Origin of the sequence: Haliea sp. (assembly GCF_040221975.1) — a bacterium.
In the GTDB taxonomy this organism is placed as follows: Bacteria; Pseudomonadota; Gammaproteobacteria; order Pseudomonadales; family Halieaceae; genus Haliea.
The window spans coordinates 224329-247407 of sequence record NZ_JAVJWR010000013.1 but is presented as its reverse complement, the minus strand read 5'-3'; the positions used below and the strand labels follow the sequence as shown (position 1 = coordinate 247407).

The 23079-nt window shown below is 64.8% G+C and carries 17 protein-coding genes; 14 read left to right on the top strand and 3 right to left on the bottom strand.

Annotated elements, in window-relative coordinates; translation table 11 throughout:
• The 9 genes from RLO07_RS04880 (at position 1) to RLO07_RS04840 (ending at position 15419) form a co-directional block, all read left to right on the top strand.
• Positions 1 to 2496, top strand: a complete 2496-nt coding sequence (locus RLO07_RS04880; RefSeq protein WP_462291010.1) for a TonB-dependent receptor — start codon at positions 1 to 3, stop codon at positions 2494 to 2496.
• Between the two features lie 131 nt (positions 2497 to 2627).
• Positions 2628 to 4802 (top strand): TonB-dependent receptor, encoded by a 2175-nt coding sequence (locus RLO07_RS04875; RefSeq protein ID WP_462291009.1) that lies wholly within the window; start codon positions 2628 to 2630, stop codon positions 4800 to 4802.
• A 9-nt stretch (positions 4803 to 4811) separates the two neighbouring features.
• Positions 4812 to 7208 carry a S9 family peptidase gene (locus RLO07_RS04870; protein WP_462291008.1) on the top strand — a complete coding sequence of 799 codons (2397 nt, stop codon included), beginning with the start codon at positions 4812 to 4814 and terminating at the stop codon, positions 7206 to 7208.
• Positions 7205 to 8617: an amidohydrolase family protein gene (locus tag RLO07_RS04865; protein WP_462291007.1), complete on the top strand. Its 1413-nt coding sequence runs from the start codon at positions 7205 to 7207 to the stop codon at positions 8615 to 8617. The genes RLO07_RS04870 and RLO07_RS04865 overlap by 4 nt, the downstream gene beginning before the upstream one ends.
• Before the next feature lie 17 nt (positions 8618 to 8634).
• Entirely contained in the window at positions 8635 to 10596 is a 1962-nt protein-coding gene (locus RLO07_RS04860) for a serine hydrolase domain-containing protein (protein ID WP_462291006.1), read from the top strand.
• A gap of 4 nt (positions 10597 to 10600) precedes the next feature.
• A complete protein-coding gene (locus tag RLO07_RS04855) occupies positions 10601 to 11794 on the top strand; it encodes a DUF819 family protein (RefSeq protein ID WP_462291005.1) in 1194 nt (397 codons plus the stop codon).
• Between the two features lie 17 nt (positions 11795 to 11811).
• The gene (gene dgcA / locus RLO07_RS04850) at positions 11812 to 12798 is read left to right on the top strand and encodes an N-acetyl-D-Glu racemase DgcA (RefSeq protein ID WP_462291004.1); all 987 of its coding nucleotides are present in this window, start codon (positions 11812 to 11814) and stop codon (positions 12796 to 12798) included.
• Between the two features lie 50 nt (positions 12799 to 12848).
• Positions 12849 to 14291, top strand: a complete 1443-nt coding sequence (locus RLO07_RS04845) for a serine hydrolase (protein ID WP_462291003.1) — start codon at positions 12849 to 12851, stop codon at positions 14289 to 14291.
• Positions 14292 to 14399: 108 nt separating this feature from the next.
• Positions 14400 to 15419 (top strand): DUF2804 domain-containing protein, encoded by a 1020-nt coding sequence (locus RLO07_RS04840; RefSeq protein WP_462291002.1) that lies wholly within the window; start codon positions 14400 to 14402, stop codon positions 15417 to 15419.
• Between the two features lie 87 nt (positions 15420 to 15506).
• Here the strand turns inward: RLO07_RS04840 and RLO07_RS04835 are convergent, their stop codons facing one another.
• From RLO07_RS04835 to RLO07_RS04825, 3 genes are all read right to left on the bottom strand, one after another.
• A complete protein-coding gene (locus RLO07_RS04835; protein ID WP_462291001.1) occupies positions 15507 to 16400 on the bottom strand; it encodes a hypothetical protein in 894 nt (297 codons plus the stop codon).
• Between the two features lie 90 nt (positions 16401 to 16490).
• Positions 16491 to 17210 carry a DUF3108 domain-containing protein gene (locus RLO07_RS04830; RefSeq protein WP_462291000.1) on the bottom strand — a complete coding sequence of 240 codons (720 nt, stop codon included), beginning with the start codon at positions 17208 to 17210 and terminating at the stop codon, positions 16491 to 16493.
• 76 nt (positions 17211 to 17286) lie between these two features.
• A complete protein-coding gene (locus tag RLO07_RS04825) occupies positions 17287 to 18444 on the bottom strand; it encodes a class I SAM-dependent RNA methyltransferase (protein ID WP_462290999.1) in 1158 nt (385 codons plus the stop codon).
• Between the two features lie 118 nt (positions 18445 to 18562).
• Between RLO07_RS04825 and RLO07_RS04820 the strand changes: the two genes are divergently transcribed.
• Genes RLO07_RS04820 through RLO07_RS04800 form a run of 5 tightly spaced genes read left to right on the top strand, consistent with a single transcriptional unit; the run spans position 18563 to position 23023 of the window.
• On the top strand, positions 18563 to 19267 hold the full coding sequence (locus RLO07_RS04820; protein WP_462290998.1) for an AzlC family ABC transporter permease: 705 nt from the start codon (positions 18563 to 18565) through the stop codon (positions 19265 to 19267).
• Positions 19264 to 19569, top strand: coding sequence for an AzlD domain-containing protein (locus RLO07_RS04815; protein WP_462290997.1), 306 nt, complete (start codon positions 19264 to 19266; stop codon positions 19567 to 19569). The genes RLO07_RS04820 and RLO07_RS04815 overlap by 4 nt, the downstream gene beginning before the upstream one ends.
• A gap of 33 nt (positions 19570 to 19602) precedes the next feature.
• Positions 19603 to 21168, top strand: a complete 1566-nt coding sequence (locus tag RLO07_RS04810; RefSeq protein ID WP_462290996.1) for a WS/DGAT/MGAT family O-acyltransferase — start codon at positions 19603 to 19605, stop codon at positions 21166 to 21168.
• 1 nt (position 21169) lies between these two features.
• Complete coding sequence (locus RLO07_RS04805) at positions 21170 to 22225, top strand: SDR family NAD(P)-dependent oxidoreductase (RefSeq protein ID WP_462290995.1); 1056 nt, start codon at positions 21170 to 21172, stop codon at positions 22223 to 22225.
• A 36-nt stretch (positions 22226 to 22261) separates the two neighbouring features.
• The gene (locus RLO07_RS04800) at positions 22262 to 23023 is read left to right on the top strand and encodes a lipase family alpha/beta hydrolase (RefSeq protein WP_462290994.1); all 762 of its coding nucleotides are present in this window, start codon (positions 22262 to 22264) and stop codon (positions 23021 to 23023) included.
• Positions 23024 to 23079: the final 56 nt, after the last annotated feature.

Below are 23079 nucleotides of genomic sequence, written 5' to 3'. Positions count from 1 at the left end.
ATGGCTCGCGCAGTATCGGTCTGGGCGCGTATCCTGGCCCTGGCGCTGCTGGTGTCCGGCCTGCCCGCGGTGCGCTGCCTGGCGGCCAGCGGTTCACCGCAGGCCCTCGCCATTGCCGCCGGCAGCCTGGAGCAGGCGCTGCTGGCCATCGCCCGCGAGACTGGCGTGCAGATCATCTTCTCCTCGGAACTGGTGGAGAACCTGGCCAGTCCGGGCCTGCAGGGCCGGTTCACGCTGGATGCGGCCCTGCAGGCGGCGCTGGCGGGAACCGGGCTGGAAGCGCAGCGGGTGGCGCCCCAGGTAGTGGTTATCGCAGCGCGCGCTGCCGTTGCCGCGGAGCCCGACAGCGGCCCCGACCCGAGGGTGGCCCAGGTGGCTACCGTCCTGCGCGAGGAGGTCATCGTGACCGCATCCCGGCGCCCTGAGCGGATGCAGTCGACACCTATCGGGCTTTCGGTGCTGACCAACACCGGCCTGGAGCGCCGGGGCGCCGATGGGGTCGAGGATTTTGGCAGGCTGCTGCCCGGCGTCATGCTGTTCCAGGCAAACCGCAATCGCGGTGTGTTCACCATTCGCGGTATTGCCACCAACGTCTTCGGCAGCAATTCCCAGGACCCGGTGTCGGTCTACCTCAATGAGACGCCTCTGGTCGACAGTTTTGGCGCGGTCGTGCAACCGGACCTGAGGTTGTTCGATATTGACCGGGTGGAAGTCCTGCGCGGCCCCCAGGGGACGCTGTTTGGCTCCGGTGCCCTGGGCGGGACGGTGCGGATTATCACCAACAAGCCCGACGCCGGCGCACGCGCAGCGCTGGGCAGGATTGATCTCGGCCACACCCGCGGCAGCGGCTGGCGCCAGCGCTACGACGGCATGGTGAATCTGCCGTTGGCAACGGACGAACTCGCCCTGCGCCTGGTGGGTTATTACCGGGACGAAGCCGGCTGGGTAAGGAACATCAGCCTCGACACTGACAACAGCACCCGGGACTGGGGTGGGCGGGCCGCGCTGCGTTGGCAGCCCGGGGAACGGCTGGCGCTGAACCTCGAGTTGATCCACCAGGACAGCCAGCCGGAGGACGGCGACAGCTGGGATCCAGCCCTGGGTCGCTTTCGCAAGTCCTCCCTGATCGCCGAGGGGCGACCATCGACCCTGAGCAACTACCACCTTGCCATCGACTACGAGATGCCCGGATTGGCCAGCCTGTTGTCGGCCACCAGTTACCAGGAGTCGACTACGGCGGTATTTACCCAGGGGTCGGGGCTCACCAGCCTGGGCGTGCCGTTGCTGGCCGAGCACGACCCCTGGCGCACCCGTTTCTTTACCCAGGAATTCCGCCTCGTCGGCGACCGCCAGGACCGGCTTGACTGGGTGGCGGGGACGGCCTTCGTCGATCGCAGCAGCCTGGTCCGATTCAACATTCGTCTGCCGGGCCTGGCCCATGAGCTTGAGCAGGCCCTGCCCACCGAGAACCTGATCAGCTCGGTTATCCGGCTGCAGTCAAGTGAGCTTGCCGTCTTCGGCGACCTCGGCTACGAGCCCAGCGAGTATTGGCGCCTGTTTGGGGGTGCCCGCCTGTTCGACACCAGTGTTCGCTATCGGGAGCCCGCGCGGCAGGTGCTCGACCTGGAGAGCCGGGTAGTGCGAGAGTCGTCGCTGGCCAACGACAACACCGATCACGGCGTGACCTGGCGCGCCGGTCTGTCCTTCACTCCCCATCCCGATGTCATGCTCTATGCCAGTGTCAGCAAGGGCTACCGGATCGGCCAGGTCAACCCGAACCAGGCGGCCGCGGGCAACTCGCCGCCGGGACAGGAAATCCCGGAGGGCTACGAACCGGATACCACCCTCAACTACGAAGTCGGCCTCAAGAGCGGTTGGTTCGACCAGCGCCTGCTGGTGAATCTCGCTGTCTACCATATCGACTGGGACAATATCCAGATTGATGCCAGCCGGCCCGCGGACGGTCTCAGTTTCATCACCAACGCCGGGCGCGCGGTGTCGCGGGGACTGGAACTGGAGCTGGCAACCATGCCGCTACCCGGGCTCAGTGCCGATCTCGCGGTGACCCTGCAGGACGCCAGTATCCGTTCCATTGACCTCGGGGACGGGTTGCGCTCCGGTGCCCGGGCAGGGGATATCCTGCCCGGTTCCGCCGAGTTGAAGCTTGCCGGCTCGCTGCAATACGAGTGGTCGATCGGGCGCGGCAGGGAGCTCTATGCCCGTCTCGACGCCCAGTACGTGGGCGCGTCCCCGGCATGGTTTTCCGGTTCTGCCGGCGCCGCCGCGCCGGGGGGCTTCGCTACCCCTGACAATGCGGCCTACAGCAACGTCAATCTCGGACTGGGCGTGATGGCACAGGGCTGGCAGCTGGGCTTCTATGTGGAGAATCTCACTGACAACGATGCCCAGATCCTGCGCAACAGTTATGCCGGCGGCAGCCGTGTCAACAGCCTGCGACCCCGCACCATTGGCACCCGCCTCAAGTTTTTTTACTGAATTCTGGCCACATTTCCGGCGCGCCGCGTCTCTACCCCTGGCAAGCACAAAAATATTGCTTAACAGAGGGGAATTCCGTGGACAGAAAAGCATCAGCAACAGAAACCAGGCGCGTCCGTCAGCGGGCGTGTGTGATTGGCGTAGCCGCCGCATCGGCGTTCGTCGGCAGCACCCTGGCGGCGGCCGAGGACATAACCACGGCGCCGCAGGCACCGCGCCTGGAAGAGGTGCTCGTCACTGCCAGCAAGCGCGAGGAGTCACTGCAGGACATCAGCGCCAGCGTCTCGGCCTTTACCCAGGCGGACATTGAGCGCTTGGGACTGGACAGTTTCGAGGACTTTGCCCGCCGGGTACCCGGCGTCACCCTGAACCAGGCGGTGAAAAACCGTTCGGTGTTCAACATCCGCGGTGTCACCACCTCCCTGTTTGGTGGCAATACCCAGGACCCGGTATCGGTCTACATAAACGAGACCCCGGTCACGGATACCTTCGGCGCCATTGTCCAGCCCGACCTGCGTCTGTTTGATGTCGAGCGGGTTGAAGTCCTGCGCGGACCCCAGGGGACCCTGTTTGGCTCCGGCTCCCTCGGCGGCACGGTACGCATCCTGACCCGGCAGCCGGATCCGTCGGCACTGGCGGCGGACGGGCGTATCGACTTCGGCGTCACCGACGGCGGCCTCTGGCGACAGCGCTACGACGGCATGGTCAATATTCCGCTGCTGGAAGACACGCTGGCCCTGCGCGTGGTCGGCTACTACCGGGACGAGGAAGGCTGGGTCAAGAACATTACCCGCGGCAGCCGCAACAGCACTGACGACCGGGGCGGCCGCGCGGCGCTCTTGTGGCGTCCAGACGATGCGTTCTACGCCAAGCTTGAAGTGATTTACCAGGACAGTGATCCCGACGACGGCGACGCCTTCAACCCCGACCTGGGCAAGTTCCGCAAGGCGTCGGCGATATCCGAGGCGAGGCCCTCAACGCTGACCAATTACAGCCTGACCATGGAGTACGAGTTTCCCGACTTCGCCACGCTGCTGTCCGCGACCAGTTACCAGACATCGGAAACCGCCAGTTACGCCGATCTCGGCGATTTCCTGGGCATTGGCGTCAGCGGGTTCAATGTCAGCGATCCCTGGGATTCGGAATTCCTCACCCAGGAATTGCGCCTGGTGTCCAATACCGACTCGGCCCTGGATTGGCTGGTGGGTGCATTCTTCATCGACCGCACCACCGATCCCGCCTTCCTGGTGCAGGCGCCGGGCTTGTCGGAGGCCTTTGGTGGCCTGATTCCCACCGATGACCTGTTCCAGTCGGATATCGAGACCAACTCCCGCGAACTGGCAGGGTTTGCCGATGTCGGCTACCGGTTTTCGCCGCAGTGGAAGGTGCAGGCCGGCATTCGCGTCTTTGATACCGAGGTCAGCTACGCGGAGCCGGACCGCAACACCCTCAACTTCGCTACCTTCACCATTGACAATCTGTCCTTCCGCAACACTGGTACCGACAGTGACTACACCTGGCGCGCGGGCATTTCCTGGGAGCCCAACGACGACATGATGTTGTATGCCAATGTCAGCCGTGGCTACCGTATTGGCCAGGTCAATCCCAACAAGGGGCCCAGCCTGACCGATCCCGACGACATCGTGATTCCCGAAGCCTACGGTCCTGACTCCAGCATCAACTACGAGCTGGGCGCGAAGACCAGCTGGCTGCAGGGCCGGTTGATCGCCAATATGGCCCTGTACTACATTGACTGGACCGACATCCAGGTCAACGGTGCCCGCATCTCCGACATGCGCACGTTTATCGCCAACGCCGGTGATGCGCGCTCTCAAGGTGTCGAGATCGAACTGCAGGCCGTGCCGCTGGAAGGGCTTGACCTGAACCTGTCCCTGACCTTCCAGGATGCAGAGATGACCGATGTTGCGGACAACATCATTGTCGCTGCCACCGAGGGTGAGAGCCTGCCGGGCTCTGTGGATTTCAAGATGTCCGGCGGCATCCAGTACAGCTGGGCGGCCTTCGGCGACAAGCAGATGTACGCCCGCGCCGATGTGCAGTACGTCGGTTCCTCGCCCAATGATTTCGGGATGAACGGCGGCAATCCGTTTTTCGCCATGAACGAGTCCTATGAAAATGTCGGTGCCGCCCTGGGGCTGGTGGCCGAGGGCTGGAACCTGGCTCTGTATGGCGAGAACCTGAGCAATAACGACAGCTTCATCCTCACCAATGGCGGGGGTACCCCCAACTACGTCAACAGCCTGCGGCCGCGGACGGTAGGTGTCCGTCTCGGCTTCAGTTTCTGAGGAGTCGATATGTCGGCAAGTTCAGCAGTAAGTGCCGTCGCGCTGGCCACGGCCCTGGCGGCGCCTCTGGCGGAGGCTGCGGCTACGGACGCTGCCGCCGCCTATGCCAGGGCCGAGCGCTACCTGCCCGCCAATATGGCGGCCACGGTTCACAACAACGATCTGCAGCACCAGTGGCTGCCGGACGGTGACCGCCTGTGGTACCGGCGAACGGATGACAGCGGTTCGCGCTTTGTGATCGCGGACCCGGCGACGGGCAGCATCGAACCCGCCTTCGACCACCAGTGGATGGCGCGGGTGTTGGCCGCAACTTTGGAGAAGCCGGTATCCGCTGACGCTCTGCCGCTGCAGACCCTGGTGTTCCGCCCCGGTGAGTCCATCCCTCTGGTGCTGGCGGGGGAGTCCCTGCTGGACTGCGACCCGGCGCGGCCGGTCTGCGAGACTGCGGCCCCAGCGCCGCCGCCCCCGGGCCAGCAGACGGGGCTGCCGACGCCGGATGGCCGCTCGCTGCTGTTCGTGCGGGACTCCAACCTCTGGCTGCGTGACCAGATGACGGGAAAAGAGCGGGCGCTGACCACGGATGGCAATGCCGATCACCCCTACAGCCACTATCCGGAATCAAGCACCTTCGAAGTGACGCTGCGACGCATGGGGATCAGCCTGCCACCGCTGGGACTGTTCTCACCGGATGGCAGCCGTTTCCTGACTTATCGCCTCAACCGCGCGCCGGTAGCAGCTCTGCATCTGCTGCAAAGTGTGCCCGAGGACGACAGCCTGCGGCCCCGCGTGTACAGCTATCGCTATCCCTTTCCGGGGGAGCCCAAGCCCATGGCCGAGCTGGTGATCCTGGATCTGGAGGAAGGCGAGGACGTCGAGCTGGCACATCCGCCCATCGAGGCTGTCTATGCCGACCCGATCAGTACCCAGTCGGTATTCTGGGCGCCAGAGGGCGATGCCGTGTACGTACTGGACAATCGCGATTTCAAGCGCACTCTCACCCTGTCGGTGGTCGATACGAACAGCGGCGCCAGCCGCCTGCTGGTCTCCGAAGACAGCGACGTCTACAATCTGCCCTACGCCATTGTCGGCCAGGCGCCGCAGATGCGGGTGCTGGCCAGTGGCGACGTGATCTGGAGTTCGGAGCGCAGCGGCTGGCGCCACCTGTACCGTTACGATCACAAGGGCAAGCTGCGCAATGCAATCACCTCCGGGAACTGGATGGTGCGGGATGTGGTGCATGTGGACGAGGACGCGGGGCTGGTGTATTTCACCGCCAGTGGCCAGAAGGGTTTCAGTGATCCCTACTATCGTGCCCTGTACCGGGTGCGGCTGGATGGCAGCGGCCTGGAGTTGCTGACGCCGGAAGACGCGGATCATCAGATCCGGATTGCCGCTGCTCCCGCAACGCGCCTGCTGATGCCAACGGCACCGGGGCCGGAGGGTGCAGGCTTCGCGCCCAGCGGCAACTACTTTGTCGACAGCTATGCGCGACCCGACCTGGCGACGGTCACCGTGGTGCGGGACCGGGCCGGCGAGGTGGTGCTGGAGCTGGAAACCGCACAGCTCGCGGCATTCGACGGTCCCGCGCCGGTGCTGCCTGAACGGTTCTCGGCGCTGGCCGCCGATGGCGAGACCCCGCTCTACGGCACCCTGTTCAAGCCGGCGGATTTCGATCCGCTGCAGTCCTATCCGATTATTGACTCCATTTATCCCGGCCCCCAGATCAATCGGGTCAGCAAGCGCTTTTTCGATGATCCGATGCAGGCGCAGGCGCTGGCCGAGCTCGGGTTTATCGTGGTCACTGTCGATGGCCGCGGCACACCCCTGCGCGGACGCGCGTTCCGCGACGTCTCCTACGGCAATCTCGGCAGTGCCGGTTCGCTGGAGGACCATGTGGCGGTGATTCGCGGTCTCGCCGCCAGCCGGCCCTACATGGATCTGGAACGGGTCGGTGCCTATGGTACTTCCGGCGGCGGCTTTGCCACCGTGCGGGCGCTGTTTGACTATCCCGACTTCTACCGAGTGGGGGTAGCCTCGGCGGGCAATCACGACCACCGCATCTACCTGTCACTGTGGGGGGAAACCTACCAGGGGCCATTCGATGCCGAGACCTATGCCGAAGCCAGTTCGTATCACAATGTCGCCGACTTTCGTGGCAAGCTGCTGCTGGCCCACGGTGACATGGATGACAACGTGCACCCCGCTCACACCATGCGGGTGGTAGATGCGCTGATCCGGCACAACAAGGACTTTGATCTGCTGCTGCTGCCCAACGTCAACCACAGCATCATGGGCAATCCCTATTTCACCCGGCGCCTGTGGGACTACTTTTTCACCCATCTGCTGGGCGCGACACCGCCCCCGGGGTACTGGGTGGGCGCAGCGAGCGAGGGAGAAGGAGCATGAGTGTGTTGCGATGGCCGACGCGTAATCTGCTGCTTTCAGCGCTGTTGCTGTGTACCGCAGCTGTTGGTGCCGGCACGGAGCCCTATGACCGGCAGGGCTGGTATGGGGAAGGTAGTGCCACCAGTGACGACGTCCAGCGGGTGCCCGTCCCGCCCGGGCACGGTGCCCCGGATAGCGTTTTGGTGCTGGAAGGAGGGCGTGTATTTGATGGCACCGGGGCGCCCGCGCGACCGGCAACGGTGGTGGTAGAGGGCAAGACCATCACCGCAATCCTGGCGCCGGGCGAGTCGGACTGGCCGGCCTCGGCGCAGCGCATCGATGCCAGCGGGCTGACTGTACTGCCCGGTTTGATCGACCTCCACACACACCTGAGCTATGTGCGGCAGTTTGGCCTGCCTGCCCCCCTGTCGGCGGAGAGTGTGGCCGACGGAACCCTGCGCGGACTGGAACGAATGCAGCAGTACCTGCAATCGGGGATTACCAGCGTACGGGACCTGGCTTCCCACGGCGAGGTACCTTTTGTCCTGAAACGCTGGCAGGCCAGCGGCCGGATCGCGGGGCCACGGGTCTTTCCCGCCGGCCAGTTGATCACCGGCCGCGGTGGTCACGGCACGGAGGGGTTCGGCCTGCGCACTTTTCCTGCCCACGCGCAGGCTCCGGTGTGGGAGGCCAGCGGGCCGGATGAGTGGCGCGATGCTGTGCGCGCCCAGTTCAAGCGTGGCGCCGACGTGATCAAGCTCGGCAGCCACTACTCGCAGGCGGAAATCACCGCGGCGGTGGCGGAGGCGCACGCGCTCGGCCTGCCGGTGACGGTGGATGCGGAGACCCACTACATCGACATGGCGATTGCCGCCGGCGTCGACGTCATCGAACACCCGCTGCCCCGCAGCGACGCGGCCCTGCGTGCGATGGCGCGAGAGGACATCGCGGCGGTACCGACGCTGGTGCCCTACCAGTACATCATTCGCCAGAGTGGCGGCTACTACGGTTCTACGTCCCGCCGTTTTACTCTGACCGAGGACAGTATCCTGGAGATGACGCGCGCCATGAAGCGCGCCGGCATACGTATCGGGGTGGGTACCGACCTGATCGTCGACTGGGCCGACTACCTGCCCACGGCCTATATCGACGAGCTGGAAAACCTGATGCGCGCAGGCTTCACGGAGGCCGGCGCGCTGCAGGCGGCGACCCGGGTCAGTGCCGATATTCTGGGCATGGGCGACCGCCTGGGCACGCTTGAGGTGGGCAAGCTGGCAGATATCCTGCTGGTTGCGGGTGAACCTGACCGGCACCTGCGGGATCTGGCCCGGGTGCACACGGTTATTGTCAACGGCCGCCTGCTGGTGGTCGATGGGCGCCTGCACGGCGAGCCGCTGCGGCCCGTGCCGCCGCCCCAACCATCCCCCTGACGACGAGGAACGCATTTGTGAAGTTACCTGACTTGCGTCTGGCAGGCATTTGCTGCCTGCTTCTACTGTTGCTGCCGATGAGTGGCGGTGCGGACGATTCGCTCGCCTACCGCAGCCCGCCCGCAGCACCGCAGCCACTTGAGCCCGTGCCGCTGGAGGATCGCGAAGCGCTGGCGGCATTCATGGATGGCGCCATGGGAGCACAGCTGCGGTCCCACGATATTGCCGGGGGCGCGGTAGCGGTGGTAAAGGATGGTGAAATCCTGCTGGCCCGGGGCTATGGCCACGCGGATCTGGAGGAGGGCGTTGCCGTCGATGCCGCCAGGACACTGTTCAGGCCGGGCTCGGTATCCAAGCTGATCACCTGGACAGCGGTGATGCAGCTGGTGGAGCAGGGCCGCCTCGACCTGGACGCTGATGTCAATCGCTACCTCACGACGTTGCAGCTACCGGACACGTTTCCCGAACCCGTCACCCTGCGTCACCTGATGACTCATTCTGCCGGCTTCGAGGATAACTGGGCCGGGTTCCTGATTCGCCGCGACGAAACCGAACTGCAGCCGCTGGCACAGGCGCTGGCGGATTACATGCCGGCGCGGGTTCGCGCACCGGCCAGCAACTTCGCCGATGGCAGTGGTGTTGCCTACTCCAACTGGGGCACGGCGCTGGCGGGCCTGATCGTGGCCGAGGTCAGTGGCCAGTCTTTCGACGATTATGTGGAGCAGCATATCTTTGCTCCGCTGGATATGGCCCACAGCAGCTTTCGCGAGCCGCTGCCGGAGTCCCTGCGGGCGCAGCTGGCCCTGGGCCATCGCGACGGCGGGGGCGGCATGGAGGTACAACCGGAGGAGTTCCTGGGTAATGTCGCGCCGGCGGGTTCGCTGTCCAGCACCGCTGTCGACATGGCAAAGTTCATGATCGCGCACCTGCAGGGCGGGGTTTATCGGGGTCAACGGGTCCTGCAGCCGGAGACCGTTGCCCTCATGCACACCCGGGCCCTGAGCCCGGATCCACATCTGAACGGCATCGCCCTGGGCTTCTATGAAACCTGGATCAACGGCCGTCGCACCATCGGCCACGGTGGCTCCACGCTGGATTTCAAGAGCGAGCTGATGCTGCTGCCCGAGGCGGGTGTGGGTCTGTTCGTGACGTTCAACTCGCCGCCCGGCGGCCGTGCAAACGCTGCCCTGAAGCACGCCTTCATGGATCGCTATTTTCCCGCAGACCTGCCCCAGGTGACCAGCATCGAGGGCTTCGAGGGCCGGGCCGGGGATTACGCCGGCAGCTACCGCGGTCTGCGGCGTTCCTATACCACCACGGAGAAGCTCTACAGTGCTTTCGGCGACATCAAGGTCCGGGTCATGCCGGAGGATCGCAGCCTGCTGGTAGCGGGCCTGATGGGCGACAGCAAGCGCTGGCTGGAAGTCAGTCCGGGTGTGTTCCGGGAGCGATACGGTGACGAGATGATCGCTTTCCAACGCGACGACCGGGGCGAGGTCGCGGCACTGTTGGGGCCCTTTGCCCCCATGCCCGCGGAGCGCATTGCGTTCTGGGAGACCGGTGGCCTGCACATGACCCTGCTCGGTGTCTGTCTGCTGCTGTTCCTGTCCATGCTGGTCAGCGGCTGGCGCGGTCGCCGTGGCCTCTCCCAGCTGCCGGCGCGGTATCAGCTCGGGCGTCGGCTACTCATTGTCGCCAGCGGCCTGGGTGCGCTGTTTCTGCTCGCCGTGGTGGTACTGGTGGCTCGCGGTGAGAGCGCCATGATCGACACCCCTCCCGGCTGGTTCCGCGTCGCCCTCTGGCTGCCCCTGTTGTGCCTGCCACTGGTGCTGGCGGTGCTGTGGGTGCTGGCGCAGGCCTGGCGGCAGGGCTGGGGTTCGGTCTCCGGGCGCCTGTACCATACCCTGGTGACTGCGGCCCTGGTGCTGTGCCTGTGGTCCCTGCACTACTGGAACCTGCTCGGCTTCCGGCTGGGATAAGCGCATGTCCCTGTTGAATTCAGCCGAATCGGCCCTGGTCGGGCCGGAGCAGTATTTCGCCCAGGTTGCCATTCTGGGTGCCCTGATCGCCTTCGGTCTGTTGGTGGGCAGAACCCGGGCCGGCCAGTATCTCAGCGGGGTATCGGTGGTCATGCTGGGCGGGGTTGCGGTATCCAATCTGGGTCTGGTGCCGTTCAAGGCGCCGCTCTGGGACGGGGTCATGACCTATCTGGTGCCGCTGGCCATTCCCCTGTTGCTGTTCAAGGCGGATCTGCGACGCGTGCTGGCAGAGGCCGGCCCGGTGACCCTGCTGTTCCTTCTGGGGGCCCTGTTTTCCGTGCTTGGCGCCCTGCTGGCCGCGGCATTGCTGGATGCCGGCCCCGAGGAAGGCAAGGTGCTGGGCACGTTCGCCGCCACCTATATCGGTGGCAGCATGAACCTGGTGGCAGTATCCAATGCCCTCGATTTCGTCGATCTGGGTACCGTATCCGGCACCCTGGCGGCAGACAATATCGTCGGCACTACCTACTTGGTGTCCATCTCCATTCTCTCCGGACTGAAAATCTTTGCCACCAGCGATTCAGATGCCGGTGTCGACCTGCCAGCGCCGGCCCCGCCGGCGCCGCTGACAGCCGGCGAGGATGTCGCCGACACCACCATGATCACCCATCTCGCCATCGGGCTCGGCGCCAGCGCCCTGATTTGCGCGTTGGCGGTGGCTCTGGCTGCTGCCCTCGGTGTGCCGGGCTATGCGGTGCTGCTGATCACCCTGTTGGCAGTGGCGGCGGCCAACCTGCTGCCGCGCCAGCTGCGCTCCCTGCGGGGCGAATTCGAGCTCGGCACCCTGTTCATGTACGTGTTTTTCGCGGTCATCGGCATCTCTACGGATATCAGCATTCTGCTGCACCACTCGCTGGTACTGGCAGCCTTTGCCGCGATCACCATCGTAGTGCACCTGGCGCTGTTGCTGCCGGTGGCACGGCTGCTCGGCTACAGTCTGGCGGATACCCTGATTGCCTCCAATGCCTGTATCGCCGGTCCCGCTACAGCCGCTGCCATGGCGGCCAGCCGCGGCTGGACACACCTGGTTGTGCCGGCGGTGATGGTCGGGGTTCTCGGCTATGTAATAGCCAATTTCATCGGTGTCACGCTGGCCCGCCTGTACCAGGCCGGTTTGCTGGACGCCTTTCTCAGGTAAGTGGAGTGAGTGTCGTAATGAGCCATCTTGAAATCAACGTGCGCAAGGAAACCCTGCCCCTGAAGCAGTCCTTTCGCATCGCCCGGGGCACGGTGTCCGAAGGGGATGTCGTGGTCGTCAGCATAGCCGATGGCCGCAGCCAGGGGCGCGGTGAAGCCTGCCCTACGGAACACTATGGGGAGACGCTGAACGGCGTTGTCAGCCTGATCGGCGAGGCGGCATCGCGCTTGTCGGCGGGCGAGGACTGGGACCGGGTTCACGAGGATATGCCTGCGGGTGCCGCCCGCAATGCGATCGATTGTGCGGTCTGGGACTGGCGTGCCAAGGCTGCCGGCCGTGCGGTGTGGCAGTTGCTGGAGATGCAGGCGCCGCGCCCGGTGGCCTCGGTGCTGACGCTCAGTCTCGACGAACCGGCCCTGATGGCGGAGCGGGCGCGAGCGGTGTCGGCCACCGGAATGCTGAAGCTGAAACTGGGAGCTCCGGGCGATGCCGACCGGGTCAGGGCGGTGCGGGCCGCGGCACCGGGGCAGCGCTTGATCGTCGACGTGAACGAAGGCTGGACCCTCGAAGAGCTGCGCCGCAACCTGCCGGTGATGGCTGAATGCGGGGTGGAGATGCTCGAGCAGCCCCTGCCGGCGGGCGAGGACGAGGGGCTGGCAGAGATCGAGCATCTGGTACCCATAGGCGCGGACGAATCCTGCCATACCAGTGCCGATCTGCCGCGGCTCGCCTCCCTGTATGAGGTGGTCAACATCAAGCTCGACAAGACCGGCGGCCTGACCGAGGCCATGCGCCTGGTGCAGGGAGCGAAGGCACAGGGGCTCGATGTCATGATTGGCTGCATGCTTGGTACCTCTCTCGCCATGGCCCCGGGGATGCTGGTGGCCCAGTATGCGCGCTTTGTCGATCTGGACGCCCCGCTGCTGATCGCGCGGGATCGGGTGCCGGGCCTGGAGTACCGGGGCGATACCATCATGCCGCCGGTGCCCGCGCTGTGGGGCTGATGTCGAGGGTTGCCCGGACCTGCCGGGGCGCATGGCAGGGCGGCAGGGTGATGCTGCTGCTCGTTGGGGCGATCACCGCCAGCGCGCGTGCGGCTGCGGACGATGCCAGCCACAAGGACCTGGCCCTGTGGCTGGGCCAGCTCACCACCCGGGTGCATATCGCTGGCGAGGTGCCGGTCACCGCCACGCTCGCCGAGCGCATGGCCGAGTACCGGGTACCCGGGGTGTCAATTGCACTGCTCGAGCATGGGGAGATCGTCGAGACCCTGGCCGCAGGCCTGCGGGACCCTGCCCGCGGCCTGCGGGTCACGCCGGAGACCCTGTTCCAGGCCGGCAGTATTTCCAAGGCGGTGGCAGTGGTGGGCATGCTGCAGCAGGTGGGGGCACGGGGCCTGGACCTGGATGCGCCAGTCAACACCATGCTGGAGCGCTGGCAGGTGCCAGCCCATGCCTGGCAGGAGCAGGCACCGGTCACCTTGCGTCACCTGGCGAGCCACAGTGCAGGCACGACCGTGCCGGGTTTCCAGGGTTATGCCGCCGGAACGGACGTGCCGACCCTGCTTGAGGTCCTTGCGGGTGCCCCACCGGCGAACTCGGCGCCAGTCGTGGTGACCCAGCGACCGGGGGAAGGTTATCGCTACTCCGGAGGTGGGACCACCATCATCCAATTGTTGCTGGAGGATGTGAGCGGAGTGCCCTTCGCCGAACTGTTACAGCGGCAGGTGCTGGCGCCCGCTGGCATGTCCCGCAGCAGCTTTGAACAGCCGTTGTCAGGGGCTCGCCTCGCCGATGCGGCGTTGCCCTTCCGGGCCGATGGCGAGGCGATTGCCGGGGGGCCCCACACCTACCCGGAACTGGCCGCAGCCGGGCTCTGGACCACCGCTGCTGACCTGCTGCGTTTCGCGGGCCAGATACAGGACGCCCTGGCGGGAGCCCGCGAGCGGATCCTGTCGCCGGCGCTGGCAGCGGAAGCCGTGACTCGCCAGTCTGGAGGCCTGGGCCTGGGCTTTTTCCTGGGACCGCCCGAGGGCGCCGTTGCCAGCTTCAGCCACGGCGGTGCCAATGCCGGTTATCGCGCCCAGTTGTACGCCACCATTGAGGGCGGCAACGGTATCGCCATCATGACCAACAGTGACAGTGGGCGCCTGTTGATCGGTGAGATCATGCAGGCGGTGGCGCCTCACTTTGGCTGGCAGGGCTTTGACCCGGTGACCCGTACCAGGGTGGTGCTGGACAAGACCGAGCTGGAGCGGCTGGTGGGCGATTACCGCAGCAGCTGGCCGGTGGAGTCGACGGTTCAGGTACGCCGCAGGAATGACCGGCTGCTGCTGACGGTCCCTGATTTTTTGCAGGAAGTGGAGTTCCTGCCCGCGGGGCCGCTGGAATTTTTCTCGCTCGAGAACATCGCCCTGACCTTCGAGACCGGCGCTTCGGGCACTATCACGGGTCTAAGTCTTGCAGGCGTTCGGGCCTCGAGAAGCGAGGACCTGTAGTGGTCAACCAACCCCTGACAGTAGTCCAGGTTTTCCCCCGGCGCACGGTGCTTCCTCTCATGCTCACAGAATGGGCTAGAATTCTCCCTCAACCAGAGGGAGTCCTTTGTGAGCCAGCACGGCAGATTGATACTGGGTAACGGATTGCCGCAATATGGCCTGTTCGATCATCCCATTGACGACATCAATGTCGAGGACTTCGACTACCGCACCACCATGGACAAGCCCGCGAATCGGCTGGCGAAACATTTCCAGTTCAACCAGTTTCAATTCATCGGGGTGTTGACTGACGAATTGATCGTGGGCTGTGCCATTGCCGATCTGAAGTACCTGAGCAATGCTTTTGTCTATTTGTATGATCGGCAGACAGGTCAGTTCGAGGATGTCAGCTTGTTGCAGCCACTGGGCTGGAGCACCCGCCTGTCCACCCGGCCCAATCACGGGAAAAGCTACTTCCACCAGGGCAAGGATCGTTTTGATATCGAGGCCCATGGCGCTCAGCGGCTGCTAAAGGTGGCGCTTCGGCGCGGCATCAAGCTGGACCTGCAGCTCGCGGAGCCCGACGCTTTGCAGCCGCTGCGGATCTGCACACGCACCGGCTACAACGGTTGGGCGTACACCCAGAAGGCCACCGCACTGTCCGTTTCAGGCGCCATCGACTGGCAGGGTCGTCATTACCCAATTGACGCACAATCCAGCGGTGCCAACTACGACTGGAGCTGTGGCTACATGCGCCGTGAAACGGCCTGGAACTGGGGCAGCTTGTCGGGATTTCTGGCCGATGGCCGTCGCGTGGGCCTCAACCTTGCTGCCGGCGTCAATGAAACCGGTTTTACCGAGAACGGTTTCTGGGTGGACGGCAAGCTGCACAAGGTGGGCAGCGTAGCGTTCGACTTTGCGCGCGGGGATCGCCTGCAACCCTGGCAAATGCGCAGCGATGATGATCGGGTTGCCCTGCGTTTCGAACCGGAGGGGCAGCGATCCGAGCGCATTAACGCTTTTGTCATGGCGTCCAATTTCACCCAATTGTTTGGCCGCTATCATGGCACCCTGACGACAGAACAGGGTGAAATCCTGATCCTGGATGGTCAGCCGGGGTTTGCGGAAGATCATTACGCGAAATGGTAATGCTCCCGGTTTTCGCTGCTACTCTCGCCGTCAGAGCGCGCTACGTCAGCACGGGAGCACTATTCTGCCGGAGCTGGCCGGCGGGAATTACTCCCAGTCCCGGGTAAATACCGCCTCCAGCCGCAACAGAATTGCCGCAGATCCCTGGCGCCGGTCCTCGAACTCGTCCCGGCGCCAGAAGTAGCTCGGTTGCAGTTCGGCAAACAGCCACTTGCGGAAGATGTTCTGGCGGTAACGCAGGCCGAAGCCGTAGGACCGGGTGTAGTAACCGGGCTCGGTGGCACCGGCGATGGCGAGGTAGTAGCCGAGTACGCGATCGTTGCTCAGGCGCCGGTTAAGGCTCAGGCCTGTGTTCCAGCTCAGGCCGGGTTCGTCCTCGAACCAGCGCAGCCGGTTGGTCCACTGCAGGACCTTGTCCTCGTCGAGGATGGTGTCCAGGTCGCCCCGGGTCTCGGTGGCAAAGCCGTCATCGGTGCGATAGAGGGCCTCCTGGCTGAAGCGCCCGATAATGGCTTCCGACAGCGGTTTCTCATAGCGGTAACGCACCGATGCTTTTGGATGCAGGGTGGAGCGCAGGCCGAGCTTGAAGTCGATACGGTCGTTCTTGCGCTCACGCGCGGTAAGCTGCAGGGCAATGTCATCCGGCGCGTTCTGGCGGTCAATCAGCAGGTCGTCACTACCGGTGCGTTCATCATCGTCGGAGAACAGCAGGCTGACGCGCTTGTTCAGGTTGGGCAGGTGCACCTTGCCACGCAGGCTGATACCCGTATCCCAGCCGTCTGTTTCGTCCCACTCTGGCTCTACCCGCAAGCGCAGGGTGGAGTAGGGCGCCTCTTCGTCGACACGGTTGACCCCGAAGAAGCTGTCCATCCAGGCCGCGAGATTATCGGCCTGGTCGCTGACGTAATTGTGGCTGTCATCCAGCCACGGCCGGTCCAGGTCTGCAGTGTTTTCTTCGGCGTGTACACCTTGATGAAGCATGGAAACAGTGGCCGCAACAAGCAGCAATCCAGCCACTCGCGCGTGGATCACAGGGACTGCACTCGCGCACGTTCGTGCCGTGGTGAGTGCCTAACTTTGCTCCTGCGTGAACCGAAATGACTGTAGGGTGAGCTCATAGGTGCTGCCATCTTCTTTTTGCCGTAACAGAACCGGCTGGTAGTTGAGCTCTGGCGCCAGCCAGAGTGTTGTTTCACGGTCGCTGTTGTCGCGGACACGTTCCAGCTTGACGACGCGCAGAGTGCCCAGTGCGGTCTCCATGTTCTCCTCACCCAGACGCTGGTAGCGATAGTTGCGGATGCTACCGCGAATGATGACAGTGTAGCTCAGATCTTCCGCGCCCCTCTGCAGGTCCCGGGCCAGCTCCAGTTGATGACTGAGTGGGCCGAGTTGACCGGCTTCGAAATCCAGTTCCGTTTGCTCGCCCTTGCGCGAGGACTGGATTGTCATGTCCGCGTGATCCACGGTCATCGATTCCTTGCGGGTATTGCGCAGGATTGAGCGATGGTGATGATAACTGTCGGGAATGATGGCACCCTGTTGATCAAGATGGAACTGTTCCTCTTCGGTGATTTTGCCGAGGAAGTTGCTGGCTTTTATGCGTAACTCGTAGCCGTCGCCGGTTCGGCGCAGGCTATGTGCAGCCTTGATCGGGAAGCCGCTGTAGCGCGCGCTGTATTCCGCCTCGTAAGGGGCAATATCGGGCCTGTCCGTGCCGTCAGGCGGGATGGCGGCAAGCGCCACCAGGGGTGTGCACAGTGTCAGCATGAGCAGGGTTCTGAGTGCTGTCATTGGCGAAGTACCTGTTGTGGCCAGTGAGGGATAGTTCCAGTTGCGCATTGGACCCTCACTGTGCCAGGTAATTCACTCATCTGTAACCCGGCGGCAGCTGCAGCCAGCACAATAGCTCCACATGCGGAGTATGCGGAAACAGATCCAGTGGTTGTATCTCGGCAACCAGGAATCCCGCGCCAGTGAAGATCTCAAGGTCCCGGGCGCAGGTCGCCGGGTCACAGGAAATGTAGAAAACATCCCGCAGGCGGTGTTTTTTGGTCAACAGCAGCCCTGCCAGCCTGAACCCCTCCCGCGGCGGGTCGAGTACCAGTATGCTGGCATCCCGCGCCTGCTCCTGCAGTCGCGCGCAGTCGGCCTCCGCGAACAGGTTGTAGCGCCGTGCTTCCACGCCAGGGAGCTTGCGGGCAGCCAGCTCCTGGACGCTGTCCTCCACGCCCTCCACCGCCACAATACGCGCAAAACCGGCCTGCACCAGCACTTCAGTGAAGTTGCCGGAGCCGGAGAACAACTCCAGGACCGTGCGGTCCGGGGCCAGCTCGCTGACCCGGGCTGCCAGCCACTCCCGCATGCGCAGATTTTGCGCGCTGTTGCCCTGGCGGAAGGGTCGACGCCGGTTGGGCACCACCTCCGCGGCGCCAATACCTTCGTCGATGTCCAGCGTGGTCCAGTCCTTGTTGCGACCCGGGCGCAGTGCCTTGTTGGGCAGCGAATCCAGCAGTTCCTGCAGGGTTGCCCGGTTGACCGGTGTCAGTATCGGGCAGTCGGCGATGGGCGCGAGCTGCCTGGAGCTGGCGGCGACATAGCCCAGTTTGCTGCCATCGGTCTTGAACTGGGCCCGGTTGCGATAGCCGAAAACGTCGGGCGAACCCTGGATGGGCGCGATTTCGGCACGGTGCTGCAGGCGCGACAGGGCCTGCCGTACCCGCTTCTCCTTGGCCTCAAGCTGAGCTTCGTAGCCGGCGAATTGCCAGGGGCAGCCGCCGCAGTCTTCGCGACCTGTGCCGTGGTGAGCACAGCGCGGTGTGGTCCGGGCAGGAGAGGGCTCAAGCAACTCCAGCATCCTGGCGAAACCGAACCGCTGTTTGAAACCGGTGACCGCGAAGCGGGCCGTTTCCCCGGGCCAGACACCGGCGACAAAGAACACCTGGCCGTCAGGGTGCTCAACGATACCGCTGCCGTCGGCGCCAAGATCGCGGACGGTAGCGGTGAACTGTTGGTGAAGCGCGGGCATGGTGTCTGCTCTGGAAACCGGGATGGAATGATACCATCGCGGCCCTGGGTGAGCGATGCAGCCCCCTCCAGCTGGTATCATCTGCCCTCGAAACCCACTGACGGGAGTTTGCCTGGTCATGTCGCACTACACCGCGCCGGAGCTGTCTCCGGCGGCAATCAGGCAGGGCTTCTGGCGCCTGCTGCCCATCTCCCTGTTCGTGGCTGTTTTTGGCGCGGCGTTTGGCCTCGCCGCGGTCCAGGCCGGTCTTCCGGGCCACGAAATCGTGCTGATGAGTGCCACCGTCTTTGCCGGTACCGCGCAGTTCGCGGCGCTGGAATTGTGGGGGGCCGAAGTCCCGCTGCTGCCGCTGCTGGCAACCACCTTCGCCATCAACGCCCGCATGCTGTTGATGGGCGCCACCCTGTACCCGTGGATGGCCCTGTTGCCCGCCGGACGCCGCTACGGCAGCCTGGTGATACTGTCCGATGCCAACTGGGCGATGAACCTGAACGACCTGCAGAATGGCAGGAACAACCTCGGCGCTCTCGTGGGGGGCGGCTTGGCCCTGTGGCTGACCTGGCTGGCGGGCACCATCCTCGGCATGGTCTTCGGCAGTGCCATCACTGATCCGAAAGCGCTGGGAGTGGACATGGTCATGGGCTGTTTCATGCTCAGCATGGTCCTGGCCGGGCGGCGCACGTCGCGCACAGTCATGGCCTGGGTGGTAGGTGGGGCTGCCGCCTACGCGGCCTGGCTCTGGTTGCCGGAGAACAGCCATGTCGTGGTGGGTGCCCTGGCAGGCGGCCTGATCGGTGCACTCTGGCTGGAGGACAAGGCGTGATTGCCATCGAGGGCGGAGGCGCCCTGCTGCTGATTGCCCTGATGGCTCTGATGACCCTGCTGACCCGATTTGGCGGCGTGCTGTTGATGTCCTGGATTCCCATGGGCCGTCGCGTCGAGGGGTTCATCAACGCCATGGCTGGCTCGGTGCTGGTGGCAGTGTTGGTGCCGGTCGCAGTCAAGGCCGATGCCGCGGGGCAGCTGGCGCTGCTGGCGACGGCTGTATTGATGCTCCTGTTGCGGCGCCCGATGCCCGCGATTGCGGCGGGAATACTGGTCGCCGCCCTGGTGCGTGCGGTATAAAGACCCGACAGGTCGCAGGCGGAGGAACTGACCATGCAGCAGCTATCGGGACAGGATGCGATGTTTGTGCATGCCGAGCTGGAGGGCATGCCCCAGCACATTGGTGGCGTCAGTATTTACGACCAGAGTACCGCCCCCGGCGGCAAGGTGCGGTTCAAGGACATCCTGGCCCTGCTGCAGTCGCGGGTGCATTTGTCGCCCATCTTTCGCCGCAAGCTGGTCAGTGTGCCGCTGGGCCTGGGCCAGCCCTACTGGGTTGATGACCCCCATTTTGATCTCGAATACCACGTTCGCCACATCGCCCTGCCGAAACCCGGGGACTGGCGCCAGCTCTGCATTCTCGCCGCGCGTATTCATTCCCGCCCGCTGGCGCGGGACAAGCCCCTGTGGGAGATGTACATCATCGAGGGCCTGGACAATGTGCACGGCCTGCCGAAGCACTGTTTCGGGATGCTGCTGAAGGTTCACCATGCGGCCATGGACGGGGCCACCGGCTCCCGCTTCATGAGCCTGATGCTGGACCCGACACCGGAGCCCGCAGAGGTGGCACCGGCACCCCCCTGGCAGCCCGAGGTGCCGTCACCGGCCAGCATGCTGGGCAAGGCCTGGCTGGATGCGTGGAAAATGCCTGTGCAGGCTGTGGGCTTGCTGCGGCAAGCGGTGCCCACCCTGGGGCGCCTCTATCGGGGCTATCGTGAACATGCTTTCGAGCCGCGCCAAAGCCCGCCGCGGACCCGCTTCCAGGGCCATATTTCCGCCAACCGGGTGGTCGATGCGGTGCGTTTCGATTTCGAGATTGTACGTGCGATCAAGCAGCTGCATCCGGGCGCGACCATCAACGATGTCATGCTGACCATCGTTGCCGGCGGGCTGCGCCGATTCCTGCAGGAAACAAGGGAATTGCCCGCCGCCAGCCTGGTGGCGGGCTGCCCGATTGATGTGCGCTCGCCCGAGGAGAAGATGGCCGGCGGCAACATGGTGGGCTTCATGGGAGTGTCCCTGTGCACGCACATCGAGGACCCGCTGGAGCGCCTACGTGCCGTGCATGAACACAGCCTGCAGGCCAAGGCCTATGCGGCGGCGTTGGGACCGCGACTGGCGCTGGAACTGACCGACCTGGTACCCGGCAATGTCCTCGCGCTGGGGCTGCGCCTGGCGGCTGCCACCGGGCTCACGGAATCCTCGGTCACTTTCAATACCATCGTTACCAATGTTCCGGGCCCGCCGATCCAGCAGTACTTCTGTGGCGCGCGGCTGGTGGATGCACTGAGTCTTGGGCCGCTGCTGCCGAACATCGGCCTGTTTCACGTGGTCTACAGCGCGGTGCAGAACAAGCAGGGCAGCGTGACCCTGTCTTTCACGGCCTGCCGCGAGATGCTGCCGGAGCCGGCGCGCTATGCCGAGTGCCTGCAAGCCAGTTTCGACGAAATGGCAACGCTGGTGGCAATCCTGGCGCCCGCCGCGGGGAAGGCGACGCGGAACCCCCCCCGGAAAGCGTCGCGGCGGGCCACCACGAAAGCCCCCCGGAAAGCCCCCCGGAAAGCGCCGCGGCGGGCCACCCCGAAAGCCAGCCAGAAGACCTCCCGGAGAACCGGCTGAGATGCGCGTCATGATCACCGGCGCCACCGGTTTCGTCGGCTACCATACGGCGCAGGCCCTGCTCGACGCCGGTCACGAGGTCAGCCTGCTGGTGCGCAGCGTGGACAAGATGCTGGCGCTGTTCGGCCAGGACCGGGTGCAACAGGTGACACGCGGCGATATCACTGACGCGCATCAGGTTGCCCGGGCTCTGCAGGGCTGCGACGCAGTGGTCCACTCCGCGGCCATGGTCTCGACCTCGGCGGCAGACGCAAAGCGGGTCTACCAGACCAACGTGGAGGGCACGCAGCTGGTGCTGGGCGGCGCCATCGAGCGCGGCATCGGCCGGATAATCCACGTCTCCAGCGTCACGGCACTGTACGATCCCGACGCCAGCAGTCTCGACGAGAACTCGCCCCCGGGGCACGCAAGCAATGCCTACGGGCGCTCCAAGGTCGCTTGCGAACGCCATGTGCGCGACCTGCAGGACCGGGGCGCGCCGGTGTTCATCACCTATCCCGCCCAGGTGATTGGTCCCGATGATCCGGGCCTGACCGAACCGCATGTCGGTCTGCAGATGCTGCTGAAGGGCCTGGTACCCTGCACCTCGTCCGGCACCCAGTATGTGGACGTCCGGGACATTGCCCTGGTACATCGCCAGCTGCTGGAACAGGATGTGCCCGGCAATCGCTATGTGCTCGGCGGGCACTATCTCGACTGGCGGGGGGTTGCCCGTGCCCTGGAAGCAGTGACCGGGCGATATCTGCTCAAGGTGCCCCTGCCGGGCATCGCGGCGCGCATCAGCGGCCAGCTCTACGACCGGTTTGGCCGCTGGCTGCCGCTGGACCTGCCCTTTGGCGCCGAGGCGATGGAGTATGCGACCCGCTGGGTGCCGCTGGACAACCGCCGGGTGGAAACCGAACTGGGCTTCCGTTTCCGGCCCCTGGAGGACAGCCTGCGCGACACCATCGCCTGGCTTCATAGGCAGGGTCTGGTCAGCCGTCGGCAGGCCGGGAAGGTGCTGCGGCCGGGTCATTCCCGGAGTTCCAGCCAGGGGGATGATCCGGCGCCCCGTTAGCGCGTATACTCGGGACCATCGCAGTGGAGCAGCGCCATGTCAGCAGCAACCTCACAGGTTCCACCCCGCCCGCCTCTGCTTCGCCACAGTGTTACCGAACTCGGCCGTGTCTTTCTGGAGATGGGGGGTTCAGCGGTGTTGCAGCCCCTGTCCCGGTTGCTGCCGCGGGGCGATGGCCACAGCGTCGTGGTCCTGCCGGGCTTCATGGCATCAGACGCGTCCACCGCCGGCTTGCGCCGCTTCCTCAATGAGCGCGGCTACCGCGCACTGCCCTGGGGCCTTGGCCGCCACGGCGGGGGGGAGCGGGCAAACAGTCTGGAAGCATCCCTGGCGGCACGCACAGAGACGGAGGAGCGTGTTGCGGCGCTGGTCGAACAGGAGTTCCTCCGCAGCAGCCGCAAGGTGACCCTGATCGGCTGGAGCCTCGGCGGCCTGGTTGCGGTGGCACTGGCCCATCGCTACCCGCAGTGGCTGCGCCAGGTCATTACGCTCGGTACGCCCTACGGCGATCCCCGCGGCACTGCCCTGTACCGGGTCATGAGTGGGCGCAACGCGGCTCCCGTGGATGAGGAAGCGATAGAGCGCTGGATTCGCCACGCCTACCGCGGTTCCCTGCAGGTGCCAGTGCTGGCGCTCTACAGCAGGACCGACGGCATTGTCGGCAGCGAGATCGCCCTCTGTCAGGGCGACGCCCGCTGGGTACGCAATGTCGCCATTCCCGCCAGCCACATTGGCTTTCCCTTCAATCCGCTGGTGCGGGTGGCAATTGCCAGGGAGCTGGCGGCCAGTCCGGAGTAGTCATCCCGAACGCCGGGTCAAGCATCCGCGATCACTGCCAGGGGTCGTACAGGCAT

Excerpts from the sequence above, each read along its gene's own strand:
- RLO07_RS04805 (WP_462290995.1), top strand. The coding sequence starts at position 21,170 with ATGCGCGTCATGATCACCGGCGCCACCGGTTTCGTCGGCTACCATACG.
- RLO07_RS04825 (WP_462290999.1), bottom strand. The coding sequence starts at position 18,444 with ATGCCCGCGCTTCACCAACAGTTCACCGCTACCGTCCGCGATCTTGGC.
- RLO07_RS04800 (WP_462290994.1), top strand. The coding sequence starts at position 22,262 with ATGTCAGCAGCAACCTCACAGGTTCCACCCCGCCCGCCTCTGCTTCGC.
- RLO07_RS04820 (WP_462290998.1), top strand. The coding sequence starts at position 18,563 with ATGTCGCACTACACCGCGCCGGAGCTGTCTCCGGCGGCAATCAGGCAG.
- RLO07_RS04810 (WP_462290996.1), top strand. The coding sequence starts at position 19,603 with ATGCAGCAGCTATCGGGACAGGATGCGATGTTTGTGCATGCCGAGCTG.
- RLO07_RS04865 (WP_462291007.1), top strand. The coding sequence starts at position 7,205 with ATGAGTGTGTTGCGATGGCCGACGCGTAATCTGCTGCTTTCAGCGCTG.
- RLO07_RS04845 (WP_462291003.1), top strand. The coding sequence starts at position 12,849 with ATGCTGCTGCTCGTTGGGGCGATCACCGCCAGCGCGCGTGCGGCTGCG.
- dgcA (WP_462291004.1), top strand. The coding sequence starts at position 11,812 with ATGAGCCATCTTGAAATCAACGTGCGCAAGGAAACCCTGCCCCTGAAG.
- RLO07_RS04855 (WP_462291005.1), top strand. The coding sequence starts at position 10,601 with ATGTCCCTGTTGAATTCAGCCGAATCGGCCCTGGTCGGGCCGGAGCAG.
- RLO07_RS04830 (WP_462291000.1), bottom strand. The coding sequence starts at position 17,210 with ATGACAGCACTCAGAACCCTGCTCATGCTGACACTGTGCACACCCCTG.
- RLO07_RS04880 (WP_462291010.1), top strand. The coding sequence starts at position 1 with ATGGCTCGCGCAGTATCGGTCTGGGCGCGTATCCTGGCCCTGGCGCTG.
- RLO07_RS04870 (WP_462291008.1), top strand. The coding sequence starts at position 4,812 with ATGTCGGCAAGTTCAGCAGTAAGTGCCGTCGCGCTGGCCACGGCCCTG.
- RLO07_RS04835 (WP_462291001.1), bottom strand. The coding sequence starts at position 16,400 with ATGCTTCATCAAGGTGTACACGCCGAAGAAAACACTGCAGACCTGGAC.